The organism is Vibrio sp. Y29_XK_CS5 (genome assembly GCF_024181835.1).
Lineage (GTDB): Bacteria > Pseudomonadota > Gammaproteobacteria > Enterobacterales > Vibrionaceae > Vibrio > Vibrio harveyi.
Window position 1 is genome coordinate 2,026,835 of record NZ_JAMZAM010000001.1, and the last position, 16,137, is coordinate 2,042,971.

Below are 16,137 nucleotides of genomic sequence, written 5' to 3' on the forward strand. Positions count from 1 at the left end.
GACCGATATAATATGAGCAAAAATATAAATCATGCTATTTATTAGCAAGACACATCAAAACACAATAGGCAGATAGCGCAATGACTTATTCTTATCGTTTCGTTACATTGATATAAACAACTAATTAAGAACAATCTGAATTAATAGTTATAACTTTATGTTTCTACCTAAAAAGATCCCTCTATTACCTAGTTACTCGATGTCGAGTAACTGCTACATAAACACAGGTTTTTCATCGCCCTTGAGCGATCGCAGTGAAAAGATTCAAATTACATCTTGTTTAACAACGGTTTATGTAAAGATATATAAGACCACCACTCATTTATACCTCTCGAAGTTTTGTTTGCCATTAAGACCCATCATGGAGAATGGACTCATCAATTCACTCGACATTCTGCTTAAGAAAAATGACGATACTCTGTCCTCCACGGACAAAGATCTACTAACCCATGCCATCCACTTTTTTAGGTCTCAGTTTGCAAGCTAACACTGAAGAAACCATATAAATAGTGCCATTAGACATTGTTTTCTTTGGAGTTCTTTCTGAATTCCTGAGGCGTCACACCATACTTCTTCTTAAAGATCGTACAAAAGTACGCCGAGCTATTGAAACCACTGAGTTCACTGATTTTTAAAACATTGTATGACGTGAACGTTAAGTAGTTGATGGAGATACCTAACCTTACATCATTGAGAATGTGCGAGAAGGCTCCCCCTTCCTTAGAGAGGTTTCTCCGTAACGTAGAAGGGCTGGTAAACATACAACTCGCCGCCAAGTCTAACGTCCACTTCTTCGTTGGTTCAGACATAAACAGCTTGGCTAAACGAGAAGACAACGATATGTGATAATCACTGTTAAACAATATGCTGACATCCACACCTTTTTTATACAGCAGTAATACCAAGTGAAAGATACTCTGCTTCAGTGCGATATTTTTAATGCTTTTCAGCTTTTGGCAATTATTAAGTTGTCTATTTGAGTAAAAGATTTCACACAGTTCTTTACTCTTATACAGAATAAATGACTCATTCTTGTTTTTGTTTAAGATGAGATCATTAAGCTTTTCGAGCTTCACCTTCATCTTTTTGATGTCAGTCTTGTTGAGAGTCACGACCTCAAATGAGCTCTCATCCCCCTGCCTAAGCAGATCGCACTCAACCATCGCCCCTTCTGGGATAACCAGTAAGCTATTGTTAAACAATGACACTTCGTTTCCATTGATGGCGATGAACCCTTGGTAATTGGAGATCCGAACGAGTAAGCTCCTTTTCGAACGGTAGGGCTTCAGTGTGACTTTCTTTGATTGAACTTGATGGAAAAACATATGCGAATGACCTGGTGCTTTTTTCTGAGAGTATCACTCCTCCCACTGAAAACATCATGAGCCATAATCAATGAAATATTTTCAAAATAATATGATGGTATTTCTACATTTTGTATTTATTGGTGTATTTTCTGGTAAAAAAACACAGTTAACATGATAAGCGGCTGTTTATTATAGAAAACAGACAGAAAATCCTGCACTTGTTATTTAACACCGCATAATAACAACCATTTAATTATTCGCTCATTCGATATAACACAACTAGGTTGGTACACTATCTGGGTTTCTGTTTATATTTTTAAATCACCTGAGATATACCACTTTTTTCGAAGGAATTATGGAGCGCATTATTCGGTTTTTTACTTTCGGTCTTTGGGGAACGAAAGAGGAACGACACCTTTCAAGAAAGATCAATCATTCTTACACATCATTAAAAGTCGTTGGCAGGGGGACGGTGTTTATATCTGCCAAAGAGGTTCATCAAGACCTAATGACGAACAATATTTATGAAAGAGCTCGGTTACTCGTTGAGGAAAAATAGTTGTTTTTGTTGCTAATCTTACCAATCTTGGTAAGTGGTTTTTTGGTTTGTCATATCCATCCGTTCTATCGATACAAGGTGCACCGTTATGAAGGACAGTACCTGTACTTAAAAAGCGCAAACTTAGGCATGATATGTTTGTTTATCGCCTTAGGCTTAGTCTTGCTCATTAATCGCTACGCGTATTTTTTCGCAGCCATCGTACATGTCGCCCCGATAAAATGGTTGCCTGACGCATTGTTGGCACAAACGCCTTATGAGTTTACATCGAACCTACTCTATGAACTTGATGCCTTTACCAATCAAGAGGTAATTAATCTCACCTGGGTAACCATGATTACGTTTTCGATGTTGCTCGTGCCTGTATTTTGGTCTCTGCTCGCCTACATCAAATATTGCATTCGCTACATGACGTTTAGCCCAAAAGAGCGACTGAATGCGAGAGTCTTTTCCGACAGCTCGCTGGATGACTTTCTCTTTAAATCAGCCTTAGAAAAAGGGGACAAAATGGTCATGCTGACCCTGTCGGATAGAAGGTTATATGTGGGGAAAGTGCTCAGCTTAGGCGAGCCCAACGAAGCAGAAGGACTCAACCAAGAGATATCGATAAAGCCGGTAATGAGTGGGTATCGAGACAAGGGTACGCTAGAAGTCCATTTTACTAAGCACTACGCCAACACTGATGCCAATGCCGTCACCATCATAAAGCAAGATCTGATCTCCTCAGCCTGCGCTTTTAGCTTTGCAACCTATGAGAAATTGCATCGAAAAGGCTAGAACTTGTGAAAGCGTATCATCCTACCCACGGTTGATACGCTTATCATACTTCTACGCTGGCTTAACGTTTAAAAGAAACTGCTCTAGAGAACCGATTCCCGCCAGCTCAAAAATCTGATTAAGCACGTTCTGATGATAATTGTGCATATCAAGGATTTCCTCAATCACCTCTCGCTCCATGCTACCCAGAAAAATGCCCGCTAATATGGCGTCAAACCAGCGGAAAGTACACCGAGCGACGACGTTTTTTACGTTAAGTTCATTTGCCCTAATCGTGATATCCAGCAGCAGTTGGTACTTATAAAAATACAGCTCACTGCCATATTCCTCCGTAATAGGGAACGCCTCCGCTTCCTCGCCAAATATCAACAAGCGATCTTCTATCATTTCTTGATGCTTGGTTTGCACATTGCGTCTGAAATTACTGACTTCCACACCCAACCATGAACCGACCAGCAAGATGTAACTGTCCATACCTTGAAGGCTCTCAAGTACTTCCTGCTGCTTTTCATAGATGGCCTTTCTCACCGCTGGCACTTTAGCCTTCGGACATAAACCACGCCAAGCAAGGTCCAATAAAGTCACAAGTTCATTGGGATCTTCGTTATCCGAGTAATAAAAAGTAGAGCGGTTGATGAAGCGATCTGCCAAACGTTGATGTTTATCCCTGTAGAGATGAATCAGACAGGCATCCGTCGTTTTACAATAAGCTTCACAAGGTATAGAAACATAGTGTGATTGGACACGGTTGATTTGGTAATGCGTGTTCTCGCACGAGTGTCCCAGAATGCGTTTTAAGAGGCCCATAAATCTCCTAAAGACCTACAAGAGGTTGATATCCTTAACAAACAAACTTAATGGTGACTCTGCACCCTAGCATGCTCATTTTTTATTTGGGTCTCATACCGGAAGTTGACGGTTTTTCACTGTAACTTGCTTGAGAATCTAAAGGAGAGGAGCCCTGCGCCGTAACTCATTCAGGACGAGACATACGTCAGATCAAAAAAGCCAGTCTCTCGGGACTGGCTTTTGTTTTGTGGAGCGAGGCTGGTTACTTAATAAAAGAAATACAGCCTTGCAGAATCACTAGGTTGACGATATCGATAAAGAACGCGCCAACGATAGGCACCACCATAAAGGCTTGTGGTGATGGACCGAAGCGGTTAACGATAGAGCCCATGTTCATTACTGCCGTTGGGGTTGCGCCCAGACCAAAACCACAGTGACCACTTGCGATGACCGCTGCATCGTAGTTGCTGCCCATCACGCGGAACGTTACGTAGTACGCGAAGACTGCCAGAATCACCGATTGCACTGCCAAAATGATGAGGAACGGGATTGCTAAGTCGAAGATGTTCCACAGTTTTAGGCTCATTAGTGCCATCGCTAAGAACAGAGACAGCGAAACCGTACCGAGAATATCGACCGTTTCAACATCCACTTTGCGAACTTTGGTCACTTCCATGATGTTGGTGATCACCACACCGATAAACAGCGCGTAAACGAAATCTGGAATCATCAACCATTTGATGCCAAAGCTGTTCACCCAACCTTCTAAGTAGCCAGCACCAGTGACACACAGCAGGATGATCGACAAGCTTTCGACCACTTTCTTCGCGGTCACTCGGTCTTCTTCGTGCTCGTTGTAGGTCACCAATTCAGGGAAACGTTCGTGAGTTTGGTTGGTGCGTCCATATTCAGATTCAAGGTTGTGCTTATCTATTAAACGCTGCGCCACAGGACTGCCGATGATGCCACCAATCACCAATCCAAAGGTAGCGGATGCCATTGCCACTTCTAAAACGTTGTGCAAGCCGTACATATCTTGGAAGGTTTGCGACCATGCTGCGCCCGTACCGTGACCGCCAGACAGCGTAATCGAACCTGCAATCAAGCCCATAAGCGGGTCCAAGCCAAGCGCGGTTGCCAAAGAGACACCGACCGCGTTTTGAATAAGAATGTACACCGATGCCACGGCTAAGAAGATAAACACCTTAGCGCCGCCTTTAATCAACTGGGTGTAGTTCGCAGCCAAACCAACAGTGGCGAAGAACATCAACATGAAAGTGTTTTGCAGCGGTAAATCGAAAACTAAATCCACGCCATTGAAATGCATCGCGGTGATCGCACAAGCGACAATCAAACCACCCACGATTGGCTCGGGAATATTGAATTTCTTTAAGATCGGTAATTTAGCGTTAACGAATTGTCCCAAGAACAACACACAAATAGCGACTAGAAACGACTCTTGTGGACCGACAGAAATGACCTGATTCATAAAACCTCTTTGCCTCCTTTTTCTCATCCTTTGAGTAACAACTCGCAGGTTGAGCGGTATTTAGGCAGGTCAGAGTGCCTACTGAACGTGTGGTTTTCTAGGGTCCAAACCCACTAAATTCTCATTAAATAAGAAAGCAACAACTCAAATATTCACCCAATTCTCACTCAATGAAAAAACACACTTTTTCACCAAGTTTTGTGGCGCAATTTTCTCGTTTTTTTCGCTCTTCTCAACTTATGAGAAGTGAACAATTTTTTACCAGTTTTTGAAGGCAAAAACGTATGCGATTGCGTACAAATTTTGCGTGAAACTCTGGTGCAAACTTTGTCGAAATTTCATCGGCAAAAGTGATTGAGAAAACAGCGCAAGAAGATTGGCGCTTTCTATCCCATCGCCAAGGTGTTATACATATATATAACACCAACTCAGCCAAGGAAACCAATCATGACGCATTGGCATGATCGCCAACCGATTTTCCGTCAGTTGGCTGACCAGATCACCCAGCAAATATTGCAAGGCATCTGGCAAGAGGGCGAAGCTTTGCCTTCGGTACGCAGTGTCTCTGCGGATATGAAGATCAACCACCTGACGGTCATGAAGGGCTATCAGTTATTGGTTGATGAAGGATTGGTAGAAAAGAAACGTGGGCAAGGCATGTTTGTCGCCCAAGGTGCAAAAAAACAGCTGCTTGCTGATGAAAAAGCACGTTTCCTTGAACAACAAATTCCGCAGATCGCCGACACACTACAACGTCTGGATATGTCTCTTGATGAATTTATCCAACAAATCCAAACACATATTGAAGGTGACCAATGAGCGCATTAGTCAGTGTAAAACACGTCTCCAAGCAATATCGTCAGCAGGGTGAAGCGCTGCATGACGTGAGCTTTGATCTACAAGCGGGTCAGGTGCTTGGCTTGTTAGGTCATAACGGTGCGGGTAAATCGACTCTCATTAACGCCCTACTCGGTGCACACGAATATCAGGGCACCATTCGCATCAACGGCTTTGAGCCAATCATGCAACGCGACAAAATCATGCAGAGCTTGTCTTACATCTCGGATGTGAACGTTCTGCCAAACTGGATGACCGTTGCTCAGCTGCTCGATTACACCGAGGGCGTACACCCAGGTTTCAATCGCAGCAAAGCCGATGCCATGCTTCGTCAAACCGACATCAAGCCGCGCGCACGTATCAAATCCCTATCGAAAGGCATGAAGGTGCAATTGCACTTGGCTGTCGTCATCGCGACCAATACGCAGATTCTGATTCTGGACGAGCCAACGCTTGGCTTGGATTTGGTTTATCGCGATACCTTCTACCGTCATTTGCTGGAATGGTTCCACGATGGCGAGCGTGTGCTGATCATAGCGAGCCATGAAGTATCGGAAATCGAACACCTACTGACGGACGTGCTGATCCTTAAACACGGTCGACCTGTCCTACAAACCTCAATGGACAGCATCAGCGAAGATTACTTCATTCTCGATGCCAGTGATGAGCATCGCGCACAAATCGAAGCGCTGAAACCACTGTCATCGCAAAAAGGCTTGGGCACAACTAAATGGTTGCTGTCGTCACAATACGCAGAGCAAGTTGCAGGGCTGGGTGATGTATATGGCGTCAAGCTTGCGGATCTGTTCTTGGCATTGCAGAAGGAGGCAGCATAATGAAATCGATTGTCGCGATGTTGCGTAAAGAATGGCTAGAGAACCCGTTGGTTACACGCGTGCCGTTATTTATGTTCGCCTGTGGCGTGCTGCTGTTTGTCAGCTTAATGAGTAGTTCGACACTGCAACACAATATGTTCTTCCAAATGAGCTTTGGCGGTGATGTCAGTGACATCCACAAAGAGCTCGGCGATGACGTCAACATGCTGATCACCGGCGGCATTGGTTTGTTGTCTATCCTGCTTGGCACTCAATATTTCCCAAGAACGCTGCGTAAAGAGCGCTCAGAGGGCAGTATCATGTTTTGGCGCAGTATGCCTGTCAGTGACGTGAAAACCCACCTAGTGAAGCTGACGTTTGGTTTATTGGTGATTCCATTGGTGTGCTCGGTATTGGTTTTCGCTGCGGACTTTATGCTGTGGATGTTAAATGTTTCAACCGACCATCAGCTGGCGTTATTGTATCGCCAAGCATCATTGGGCTTCGTGCTGCTGAACTGGGTAGAGTTCTTGCTTCGAATGGTGGTAGCTGGCGTGTTGTTATTGCCGCTCGCACTAACCGCAATGGCAATCTCACAGAAAGTGAACTCACCACTATTGGTCATCTTGATTGGTATTTACGCACTACGTTGGATGCCAATTGCGATGTTCAACTACTATGGTCTGGATGATTTCTTCTCGGCAATTTTCTATCTACCACTGCACGCGATTCTTGCGCCAAACCCGTTCAGCGCGATTCCAGGTGCAGGTTGGATGAACGTTGGGATTTACGCTTTCATCGGTGTGCTTGCTTGGACGGCTAGCATCAAGTTCAGCCGCACCGTGAACTAACAAGCACAAGCACACATCAAAAGCGAGGTACTGTCCTCGCTTTTTTCATTTTCAGCACCATCCATCTTCACTCTGTTTGCGTCAACACAAAAATAATCAGCCTATAGCAATAGCGCTTCGGCGTGGTTAAGTTCATAATCCCCCGCTTAATGCGCTCAGCGCTGTTATCTAGAATTTTTGAAAAGCAGAACACCAACCATGACCACCAAGCCAACAGCCATTATTGGACTGTACAACCCAAAGAGTCCAACCAACGTTGGCGCTGTATTGCGAGCCGCAGGCTGCTACGACGCTGCGCAAGTTCGTTACAACGGTACACGCTACAGCCGCGCAGTAAAATTCCAGACCGACACCCAGAACTCACAAGAACGTATTCAATTAGTGGAGATGGAAGACCTCACTGCCAATGTTGCCGACGATGTGGAAATTGTTTGTGTAGAGTTAGTGGTCGGTGCAACAGCACTGCCGCAATTCACTCACCCAGAGAACGCGATTTATGTGTTTGGACCAGAGGATGGCTCATTGCCGCAAGAGATGGTCGATAAGGCGCATCACGTGGTGTACGTGCCGACTCACGGTTGTATGAACCTAGCCGCGACGGTGAACGTTGTGCTTTACGATCGCATGGCGAAAACACTGGGGACGATTGATGACCACCAGCAAGTCCTTGCTAATCGCGACAACAAGAACCGCTTGAAAATGAAAGCTTGCGTATAGACTGACGAAGTTCGTCGTTGGCAAGCGCCAGAAACAAAAAAGGTCACAGCAATACTGTGACCTTTTGTTTTATTTGGCGTCTTAATCTATCTAGCCAAGGAACGAGATGTAACCTTGTAGAATGATCAAGTTAACAATGTCGATGAAGAAGGCACCAACAATCGGAACAACCATGAACGCTTGTGGTGACGGACCAAAGCGGTTAACGATTGAACCCATGTTCATTACCGCCGTTGGGGTTGCCCCCAAACCGAAACCACAGTGACCACCTGCGATAACCGCAGCATCGTAGTTGCTACCCATCACCTTGAACGTTACGTAGTAGGTGAAGATAGCCAGAATCACTGACTGCACGCCTAGAATCACCAAGAATGGGATCGCTAGGTCAAAGATGTTCCATAGTTTCAAGCTCATCAGAGCCATCGCTAGGAACAGAGACAGCGACACCGTACCTAACATGTCGACCGTTTCGGCATCCAACTTACGAATCTTGGTCACTTCCAAGAAGTTAGTGATGATCACACCAATGAACAACGCATAAACGAAGTCTGGAATCATCAGCCATTGAATGTCGTAAGTGCTCACCCATTGCTCTACGTACTTAGCACCTGTTACACAGATCAATAGGAAGAACAGTTTCTCAACCACTTTTTTCGCGGTTACTTTGTCTTCTTCGTACTCGTTGTACGTCACCAACTCCGGGAATTTCTCGTGGGTTTTGGCATCTCGACCACCACGACCATACTCAGATTCGATGTTGTTCTTTTCGACCAGACGCTGCGCAACCGGACTACCGATGATACCACCGATGATCAAACCGAATGTTGCTGACGCCATCGCGATTTCCAATACGTTATTCAAACCGTAAACGTCTTGGAAAGTTTGTGACCACGCCGCCCCCGTGCCGTGACCACCTGATAGAGTAATCGAACCAGCGATAAGCCCCATCAGCGGATCTAAACCCAATGCCGCTGCCAGTGAAACACCAACACCGTTTTGAATGATGATGTAGAACGACGCGACTGCTAAGAAGATGAAAACCTTCGCGCCCCCTTTCATTAACTGAGTGTAATTTGCTGCCAAACCAACGGTAGCGAAGAACATCAGCATGAATGTGTTTTGCAACGGTAAGTCGAACTCCAAATCGACGCCGTTAAAATGAAGAGCAGTAATGATGCAGGCAACAATTAAGCCCCCTACAATCGGCTCAGGTATGTTGAATTTCTTTAAGATCGGTAGCTTAGCATTAATGAAATGCCCCAGGAAAAGCACACTGATCGCAACCAAAAAGGACTCCAGTGCACCTACAGATATTAAATGATTCATATCGCCTCTTATTATTGTTCTCTTCATCCTCCGTAATGATTGAGTGTTAGTTTAACCTTCGCTCAATAGCAAATTTTCTCGCTATATTTTTCCGAAAATACTCAAAAGGTTGTGTTAAATGCGCCTTAGGCTAGTTTAAGGGACGGTCGTTAAGCGATGTTCTGATTTACGCGCTATTCGCAAGCCCTAAAATGTAAAAGGAGCCTGTTAAGCTCCTTCTTATCCTCTTCATAGACAAACAGAAATGACTGCTTGCAGGAGATGGATATCGTGTTGTGAGTATTGTCCGAGTGACACTTTCTGAACCGCTATCGGGCTCCCTTACTTAAACAGAATGTGATCATCACTATCGAGCAAAGTTCCTTCCCGTCATAACGAATAGAGCGCCGAGGTGGCGCTCTAACATCTGGGTTTGCTTGTATCCCATCGTAGTTAAAAACTCTGACTCATGGTGTTTGGAACGAGCCGAATCCCGGGAAATTCTCAAGCTTGCAACAAGTGTTCTCGTTACAACGGAGCGAGATTATAACATATCGCTGAAAATTTTCCTCATTTCAGTGCTATTCGCCACTTTCATAGTTTGCTTCTGCAATGATCAACTGTTCAATATCATTACTGCAGATGAAAGCGCGAAGTGCCTCGAACTTGGCTTCATCCCACGTGTAGATTTGCAGGGCGAGCAGCTTATCAATGATGTCTTGCTTAAAGCGAAGCTTAACGGGTTTTGCCGGAGATCCTGCCACCACAGTGTAAGGTGGGACATCTTTGGTCACGACGCTGTTTGCGGCAATCACTGCGCCTTCCCCAATGGTGACACCGGGCATGATCATCGCGCGCATGCCAATCCAAGCTGCGTCACCAATCACGGTATCGCCTTTGCCTTGGTAAGATTGCTCGATGTCATCAAGGAACGGATACAGACAAAACCAGTCCGTCCTGTGATTATGGTTGCCGCCCATCAAAATCACCGCTTCAGCCGCGATACACACGTAATCACCGATATAGAGCTGATCGACTTCCCACCTCGGTTGCCACGCTTTACTGACTTCATCGCCATGCAGATAACGCACGACAGAATCTTCGAAGCCATTATCCCAACAATCGCTGTAATAACTATGGGTGCCTTTGATGTGGATGTTTTGGTTTTGCACCACTTGATGCAGGTACTGAAATTTGGACCAATGTTTTTTCATGGCAATTACCTCAATAAAGTAAATGTATGCCACGGAACGATTTCTCGTGGCGTTGTTGCTGCGTTCTCAGTCAACGACGCCTATTGGATGCGGGGTTGCAGTAGTAATGGATTATTCATGAATGTGTCCTCCAGCGCGCACACTATAAAAAGCATGTATAATTTTCAAGCAAACCAAACAAATAACAAGATTCCGAAAATGAAAAGTCACTCTGCCTTTGCCTCTCTGCTGCTGTTTGCTGCCACAGCGTCTGCGAGCGAAAACATTAAAATCGAATACCTCCCAGCGGAAACTGCCGATGATCGCTTTGCTGCGCAAGTGATTGAAAGCAGTGAAGTGAACGACATCTTTGTCCAGCTTTCTGATGATTACTTCCCGTTTGATAACCCACTGACATTGACCTACGGTGGCGAAGACGGTCCGCTTTACGATCCAGAAACCCACACCATCCATATCCCATACACCTTCTATCTGGAATCATTCAACTACTTCACCAACAACAAATACCAAGAACGTTACGGTAAATCACCGAAAACGGGCGCGCTCGATACTTTGCTGCACACGCTATTGCACGAAGCCGGACACGCTTACATTGCCGATCAAAACATTCCGGTACTGGGTAAAGAGGAAGATGCGGTCGACAACTTCGCCACCATTTTGTTGATTGATTACGTCGATGACGGTGCCGATGTGGCGATCAGTGCTGCAGACATGTTCGCATTCGAATCCGACGACAGACCGGACTACTACGATTTTGGCGAGTACATTGACGAGCACAGTTTCGATCTACAGCGTTACTTCTCTACCCTGTGTCTGGTCTACGGCAGCGATCCAGAGCAATACAAAGCCTTGTTAGATGAAGTAGAAAAAGATTACTTACGCGATCGCAAAGAGTTCTGCCAATTCAATTACGGCAACATCCGTGATAATTGGCTGCATTACTTGCAAGACAATGAACTAAAAGAAAAATAATCGCGTAAAAGGGATAAGAACCGCCAACAATGAGCTCAATCATGACCAAACTGACCGTATTTTACGATGGCACTTGTCCCTTGTGCGCCAAAGAGATGAAGGCGCTAAAACAACGCGATTCCAAACAGCAGATTAAAACCGTCGATATCTACAGCGAGGCGTTCGCCGATTATCCGCAGATCGATCCGGAGCAAGCCAACACCATTTTGCACGCCCTCAACGATAAGGGTGAGCTGCTGCTTGGGTTGGACGTGACTCATCGTGCATGGCAATTGGTCGGTCGCGGTTGGTTGTATGCACCATTGCGTTGGCGCATTATCAAACCTGTTGCGGACTGGCTTTACCTCAAATTTGCCAAAAACCGCTACCGCGTTTCCTACTGGCTAACGGGCACTTCTCGCTGCAATAACGGTTCGTGTTCACGTTAATTGTGATCCCGCTTAAAAATGCTACGACCTTAGTCTAAATTTATAAACTTCCTGTACTTCTGATTGATTAACTCGGTTAATCTCTAAGCATTACAACAATAAGTATTAATAATTTTATCAGGCAGGCTTATTCAGCTTGTCACTTGTAACGCTGCGCCGAGAGAAGGACGTCTCTATGAATCTGACGATCAGAAAACGACTATATATCCTTTCAATAATTCCAATTCTAACCATGGCAATAGGCATGATGTGGTTCACCTACCTACAAACCACTGCCTACAACGAACACGAGATTGAGCAGACTCGAAGTCAAATGATGGAGATGAAAAAAGCTGAGCTCAAAAACTACGTCCAAATGGCGCGTTCCGCTGTCGAGCCACTACTCGCTCAAAACGCCCCACTTGAAGAGGCTCTGCCTATCTTGAAACAGCTGGAGTTCGGTCAATCCGGTTACATCTTTGGCTACGATTCAAAAGGCGTTCGCGTCGTAGTGGGTAAAAACACTAAAGGCATCGGGGAAAACTTCTATAACTTGCAGGATAAGAAAGGCAATTACCTAATTCAGGATTTGCTCAAAAACTCCAAAACTGGTGAGTTCACGACTTATTACTTCCCGAAACTCGGTCAGAGCGAAGCACTACCGAAACTCAGCTACTCAGTCTTTATTCCTGAATGGGATTTGATGTTGGGAACGGGTTTCTATACTGACGATATCGACGCTATTGTGGCAAACATGGAAGAAGAAGCGCACCAGGCTCTCAACACCACACTGACGGCAATTGCTCTATTCTGTGTCTCGATTGCAGCCATCGTTGCAGTCTTCGCGGTGTTTGTTAACCGCAGCATCATGAAGCCTATTGAGCAGTTTGATGCTTCAATTCACTCTTTCGCGCAAGGCGATGCCGACTTAACCGCACGCATGGAAGAATCAAGTGTACCGGAGTTCACTCAGCTTAGCCGTAACTTCAATATCTTTGTTGAAAGCCTGCAAGGCATCATCAAGAGTGTTAGCCATGTTGGGCAAGAAGTGGTTTCAGAGACCAACGACATGTCACAGCGAGCGTCGCAAGTGGACGAATTGGCTTCAGGTCAACGTGAAGAAACCGAACAAGTCGCTGCGGCAATGACCGAGATGACAGCAACGGCGCACGAGATTTCCAGCAACGCTAACCAAGCGGCGCAATCCGCCAAAGACGCTGATGATAACTCACAGCAAGCAAAACACATTGTTGATTCTGCAGCGAGCTCTGTCGAAGCGCTCGCGCTAGAAGTGTCGGAAGCCAGCACGGTAATTTCTCGTTTAGAGAGCGATGTACAAAACATTTCTTCTTCGCTAGAAGTGATTCAAGACATTGCCGAGCAAACCAACCTATTGGCACTAAACGCAGCCATTGAAGCAGCCCGTGCAGGCGAACAAGGTCGCGGCTTTGCAGTCGTTGCTGATGAAGTTCGTAAACTGGCGAGTCGCACTCAAGATAGCACAGGCGAAATTCACCAAATGATTGAGCAGTTGAAGTCTGGCTCGGATGCAGCAGTGAAAGCCATGGGTTCAAGCCAAGCGCGTGGTGAAGCAACGGTTGAGGAAGCACGTGCTGCCTCTGCCGCACTGCAAGAAATCCAAGCCGCAATTGCTAACATCATGGACATGAACACCTTGATCGCAACGGCAACCGAAGAGCAAAGCCAAGTTGGGCAAGAGATTTCACAACGTATTGAAGTGATCTCTCAACAAAGCAGCCAATCGGCACACCTTGCCAACCAAAACCGTGCAGGCAGTGGCAACCTTAACCACAAAGCTAACGAGCTGTACGACTTGGTCGGTCGCTTTACGGTTTAACGCTTTCCTCACCCATTCACTATGCAAACAGCGACGCCAAAACGTCGCTGTTTTTATTTCTGCTATCCTCAGAAGTCTTAGCTATAATGCCGCCAACTTAGCACCCATAAGGGCAAACCAGATGATTATCATGACCACCAATTTCGGTGACATCGAGATTGAACTGAACCTAGAACGAGCGCCAGTTAGCTCAAAGAACTTCAAAAAATACTGTGAAGATGGCTTCTACAACGGCACCATTTTCCACCGCGTTATTGACGGCTTTATGATCCAAGGTGGCGGTCATACCGAAGACATGGCAGAAAAGCCAACACGCGCCCCTATCGCGAACGAAGCAAACCGTGGTCTAAAGAATCTTGTTGGCACTATCGCAATGGCGCGTACCGATGCTCCGCACTCTGCAACGGCACAGTTCTTCATTAACTTGGAAGACAATGATTTCCTAGACCACACCGCAACTACCAACCTAGGCTGGGGCTACGCCGTGTTTGGTAAAGTGACTGCGGGTATGGATGTCGTAAACCGCATCGCGAAAGTGAAAACGGCCTCTAAGCTTGGTCACGATGATGTGCCATGCGATCCAATCATTATTGAGAAAGTGACAGTCAGCGAATAAGCCCATTCGCCTCTTGGTAGAAATCGTCGCTATAAAACGACAAAAGCGCCTAACGTCTTATGACCTAGGCGCTTTTTGTTTTTATGACACAGCCTATTAGTTTGGCTTGTGCCAGAGTGATTGATAGAAAAGCTCGGCTTTTGCTCCGACTAAATCAAGCTCAGAGCCTTGAAAATCAGCCAGATATTCAGCAACAAGGTTATACCCAACCCAATATCCCATGTATTTCGGCCAGCGGCTTTCATCGCTGCCAAGAAAGTAAGCGTCGAAGTTGTAATCTAAGCTGGTCAACTTGTCTTTCATCTCAGCATAGAAAGGGCGCCAATCTTGATCTTTGATTTGCTCAAACAAGCTCGGAGTGACGCCGCCATTCACCTTACGTTCGAAATGACAAGCTAACCCTTCCATAATAAGCACATCACCAAGCGCAACGCCATTCTCTCCCGCTCGCATACGAAACAGGTGATGCAACTCATGCGCTAACACCGCAGCCAGTTCTTTCTCAATAACGTTTTTAATATCAGCACGTTGAGTATCAAGCAGAATCTCTACACGATAGGCACTTAAGCAATAGCCACCAATGCCCGTCTGCGGTACGTCATTGCGATCAAACGGGCTAACAGTCAGGTCGACGTTACTTAAATCAAAGTAACTAGAAAGTTGTGAGCTCAGATCATCAAGTTTCTGATGTAAATACTCAGCGAGTGGAGACAACTCTCCCGTCGCATTTAACAGGGTTACGCGATAACTCATTTATCTTCCTTGATAATTTGGGTTAGGAGCAGCGAGTTTACAGTGTAAAGAGTGAGCAGTTCTAGCGATTACATTCCTTTGAACAAACTTTGAGATGCACGGCTCACAGGGAGCTTGTTTTCTCCAACGTGAACAAACATCCTTCCAGCAAAGTCTTTGTTTACTTTGCTAATTTTGCACACTTGCACCACGCTTGAACGGTGCACTTGCCAGAACTGTTCTGGGTTAAGCTGCCCTATCAACTCTTTCAACGATGTACGAATTAAATACTCCTGCACTTTGCCTTGTCCTTGTTGGGCATATACAGAAACGTATTTTTCTTCCGCTTTGAAATACAACACATCAGACGTGGCAATCAGATGAATATCTTCCCCTTGCATCGCTTTGATCCACTGAAGATATTGCGGCGTTTGTGGCGCGGATAATTGTTGTAACTGTTCTAACAGGCTGCTCATCTGCACATTACTGCTTTCTTGCTCTCGCTTAGCAAGGCGTGCTTTCACTCTTTCACACGTCGTCAGCAGGCGCTCATCCGAGATAGGCTTGAGCAAATAATCGGCGGCATTTTGTTCAAAGGCTTTGATGGCGTAATCATCGTACGCAGTGACAAACACAATCAAAGGTGGATTGGCGAGTTGATTGAGTTTTTGCGCTAGTGTCATGCCATCCAGAACTGGCATACGAATATCAAGAAACGCAATGTCAGGTTGGTTTTGCTCAATGACTTGCAACGCTTGTTCACCATCCGCGACTTTGGCTATCACCTCTAGCTCTGGCCACACTTCAGCTAGGCTTTTATCAAGATGACGCCTCAATAGCGGTTCATCATCAGCAATAATGGCAGTAAACCCTGTATTCATTCCTTTCTTCC

16 protein-coding genes are annotated in these 16,137 nt (G+C 45.5%); 9 read left to right on the forward strand and 7 right to left on the reverse strand.

The window, feature by feature from the left end:
* Positions 1-515 precede the first annotated feature (515 nt).
* Positions 516-1,208 (reverse strand): AraC family transcriptional regulator, encoded by a 693-nt coding sequence (locus NL647_RS09100; protein WP_226982138.1) that lies wholly within the window; start codon positions 1,206-1,208, stop codon positions 516-518.
* Between the two features lie 658 nt (positions 1,209-1,866).
* Between NL647_RS09100 and NL647_RS09105 the strand changes: the two genes are divergently transcribed.
* Positions 1,867-2,643: a hypothetical protein gene (locus NL647_RS09105; RefSeq protein WP_253650032.1), complete on the forward strand. Its 777-nt coding sequence runs from the start codon at positions 1,867-1,869 to the stop codon at positions 2,641-2,643.
* Positions 2,644-2,694: 51 nt separating this feature from the next.
* On the opposite strand, the gene NL647_RS09110 is transcribed toward NL647_RS09105, so the two are convergent.
* Both NL647_RS09110 and gltS (NL647_RS09115) read right to left on the reverse strand, forming a co-directional pair.
* Complete coding sequence (locus tag NL647_RS09110) at positions 2,695-3,450, reverse strand: hypothetical protein (protein ID WP_017189786.1); 756 nt, start codon at positions 3,448-3,450, stop codon at positions 2,695-2,697.
* A 244-nt stretch (positions 3,451-3,694) separates the two neighbouring features.
* Complete coding sequence (gene gltS, locus NL647_RS09115) at positions 3,695-4,921, reverse strand: sodium/glutamate symporter (protein WP_253650033.1); 1,227 nt, start codon at positions 4,919-4,921, stop codon at positions 3,695-3,697.
* Between the two features lie 447 nt (positions 4,922-5,368).
* Here gltS (NL647_RS09115) and NL647_RS09120 point away from each other — a divergent pair, with 447 nt between their 5' ends.
* The 4 genes from NL647_RS09120 (at position 5,369) to NL647_RS09135 (ending at position 8,141) form a co-directional block, all read left to right on the forward strand.
* Complete coding sequence (locus NL647_RS09120; protein WP_005428840.1) at positions 5,369-5,740, forward strand: GntR family transcriptional regulator; 372 nt, start codon at positions 5,369-5,371, stop codon at positions 5,738-5,740.
* Positions 5,737-6,594 (forward strand): ABC transporter ATP-binding protein, encoded by an 858-nt coding sequence (locus NL647_RS09125; protein WP_009696550.1) that lies wholly within the window; start codon positions 5,737-5,739, stop codon positions 6,592-6,594. Before NL647_RS09120 ends, NL647_RS09125 begins: the two co-directional genes overlap by 4 nt.
* Complete coding sequence (locus tag NL647_RS09130; RefSeq protein ID WP_253650034.1) at positions 6,594-7,424, forward strand: hypothetical protein; 831 nt, start codon at positions 6,594-6,596, stop codon at positions 7,422-7,424. Before NL647_RS09125 ends, NL647_RS09130 begins: the two co-directional genes overlap by 1 nt.
* Positions 7,425-7,622: 198 nt before the next feature.
* Entirely contained in the window at positions 7,623-8,141 is a 519-nt protein-coding gene (locus NL647_RS09135) for an RNA methyltransferase (RefSeq protein ID WP_020195062.1), read from the forward strand.
* A gap of 90 nt (positions 8,142-8,231) precedes the next feature.
* Here NL647_RS09135 and gltS (NL647_RS09140) read toward each other — a convergent pair whose 3' ends face one another.
* On the reverse strand, positions 8,232-9,467 hold the full coding sequence (gene gltS / locus NL647_RS09140) for a sodium/glutamate symporter (RefSeq protein ID WP_005428854.1): 1,236 nt from the start codon (positions 9,465-9,467) through the stop codon (positions 8,232-8,234).
* 560 nt (positions 9,468-10,027) lie between these two features.
* Positions 10,028-10,660 (reverse strand): CatB-related O-acetyltransferase, encoded by a 633-nt coding sequence (locus NL647_RS09145; RefSeq protein ID WP_009696547.1) that lies wholly within the window; start codon positions 10,658-10,660, stop codon positions 10,028-10,030.
* Positions 10,661-10,858: 198 nt separating this feature from the next.
* Between NL647_RS09145 and NL647_RS09150 the strand changes: the two genes are divergently transcribed.
* From NL647_RS09150 to NL647_RS09165, 4 genes are all read left to right on the forward strand, one after another.
* Complete coding sequence (locus NL647_RS09150; RefSeq protein WP_009699794.1) at positions 10,859-11,632, forward strand: DUF4344 domain-containing metallopeptidase; 774 nt, start codon at positions 10,859-10,861, stop codon at positions 11,630-11,632.
* Between the two features lie 41 nt (positions 11,633-11,673).
* Positions 11,674-12,060 (forward strand): thiol-disulfide oxidoreductase DCC family protein, encoded by a 387-nt coding sequence (locus tag NL647_RS09155; protein WP_009696545.1) that lies wholly within the window; start codon positions 11,674-11,676, stop codon positions 12,058-12,060.
* Between the two features lie 175 nt (positions 12,061-12,235).
* On the forward strand, positions 12,236-13,897 hold the full coding sequence (locus tag NL647_RS09160; RefSeq protein ID WP_045485989.1) for a methyl-accepting chemotaxis protein: 1,662 nt from the start codon (positions 12,236-12,238) through the stop codon (positions 13,895-13,897).
* Between the two features lie 121 nt (positions 13,898-14,018).
* Positions 14,019-14,513, forward strand: a complete 495-nt coding sequence (locus NL647_RS09165; RefSeq protein ID WP_053052521.1) for a peptidylprolyl isomerase — start codon at positions 14,019-14,021, stop codon at positions 14,511-14,513.
* 96 nt (positions 14,514-14,609) lie between these two features.
* Here NL647_RS09165 and NL647_RS09170 read toward each other — a convergent pair whose 3' ends face one another.
* Both NL647_RS09170 and NL647_RS09175 read right to left on the reverse strand, forming a co-directional pair.
* Positions 14,610-15,266: a DUF2268 domain-containing putative Zn-dependent protease gene (locus tag NL647_RS09170; RefSeq protein WP_253650035.1), complete on the reverse strand. Its 657-nt coding sequence runs from the start codon at positions 15,264-15,266 to the stop codon at positions 14,610-14,612.
* 68 nt (positions 15,267-15,334) lie between these two features.
* Entirely contained in the window at positions 15,335-16,126 is a 792-nt protein-coding gene (locus tag NL647_RS09175) for a LytTR family DNA-binding domain-containing protein (RefSeq protein WP_253650036.1), read from the reverse strand.
* Positions 16,127-16,137: the final 11 nt, after the last annotated feature.

What these genes read in the sequence shown, in the direction of transcription:
- NL647_RS09160 (WP_045485989.1), top strand. Translation starts at nt 12,236, where the DNA reads ATGAATCTGACGATCAGAAAACGACTATATATCCTTTCAATAATTCCA.
- NL647_RS09155 (WP_009696545.1), top strand. Translation starts at nt 11,674, where the DNA reads ATGACCAAACTGACCGTATTTTACGATGGCACTTGTCCCTTGTGCGCC.
- NL647_RS09175 (WP_253650036.1), bottom strand. Translation starts at nt 16,126, where the DNA reads ATGAATACAGGGTTTACTGCCATTATTGCTGATGATGAACCGCTATTG.
- NL647_RS09120 (WP_005428840.1), top strand. Translation starts at nt 5,369, where the DNA reads ATGACGCATTGGCATGATCGCCAACCGATTTTCCGTCAGTTGGCTGAC.
- NL647_RS09135 (WP_020195062.1), top strand. Translation starts at nt 7,623, where the DNA reads ATGACCACCAAGCCAACAGCCATTATTGGACTGTACAACCCAAAGAGT.
- NL647_RS09150 (WP_009699794.1), top strand. Translation starts at nt 10,859, where the DNA reads ATGAAAAGTCACTCTGCCTTTGCCTCTCTGCTGCTGTTTGCTGCCACA.
- NL647_RS09110 (WP_017189786.1), bottom strand. Translation starts at nt 3,450, where the DNA reads ATGGGCCTCTTAAAACGCATTCTGGGACACTCGTGCGAGAACACGCAT.
- NL647_RS09130 (WP_253650034.1), top strand. Translation starts at nt 6,594, where the DNA reads ATGAAATCGATTGTCGCGATGTTGCGTAAAGAATGGCTAGAGAACCCG.
- gltS (WP_253650033.1), bottom strand. Translation starts at nt 4,921, where the DNA reads ATGAATCAGGTCATTTCTGTCGGTCCACAAGAGTCGTTTCTAGTCGCT.
- NL647_RS09145 (WP_009696547.1), bottom strand. Translation starts at nt 10,660, where the DNA reads ATGAAAAAACATTGGTCCAAATTTCAGTACCTGCATCAAGTGGTGCAA.
- NL647_RS09165 (WP_053052521.1), top strand. Translation starts at nt 14,019, where the DNA reads ATGATTATCATGACCACCAATTTCGGTGACATCGAGATTGAACTGAAC.
- NL647_RS09125 (WP_009696550.1), top strand. Translation starts at nt 5,737, where the DNA reads ATGAGCGCATTAGTCAGTGTAAAACACGTCTCCAAGCAATATCGTCAG.
- NL647_RS09170 (WP_253650035.1), bottom strand. Translation starts at nt 15,266, where the DNA reads ATGAGTTATCGCGTAACCCTGTTAAATGCGACGGGAGAGTTGTCTCCA.
- gltS (WP_005428854.1), bottom strand. Translation starts at nt 9,467, where the DNA reads ATGAATCATTTAATATCTGTAGGTGCACTGGAGTCCTTTTTGGTTGCG.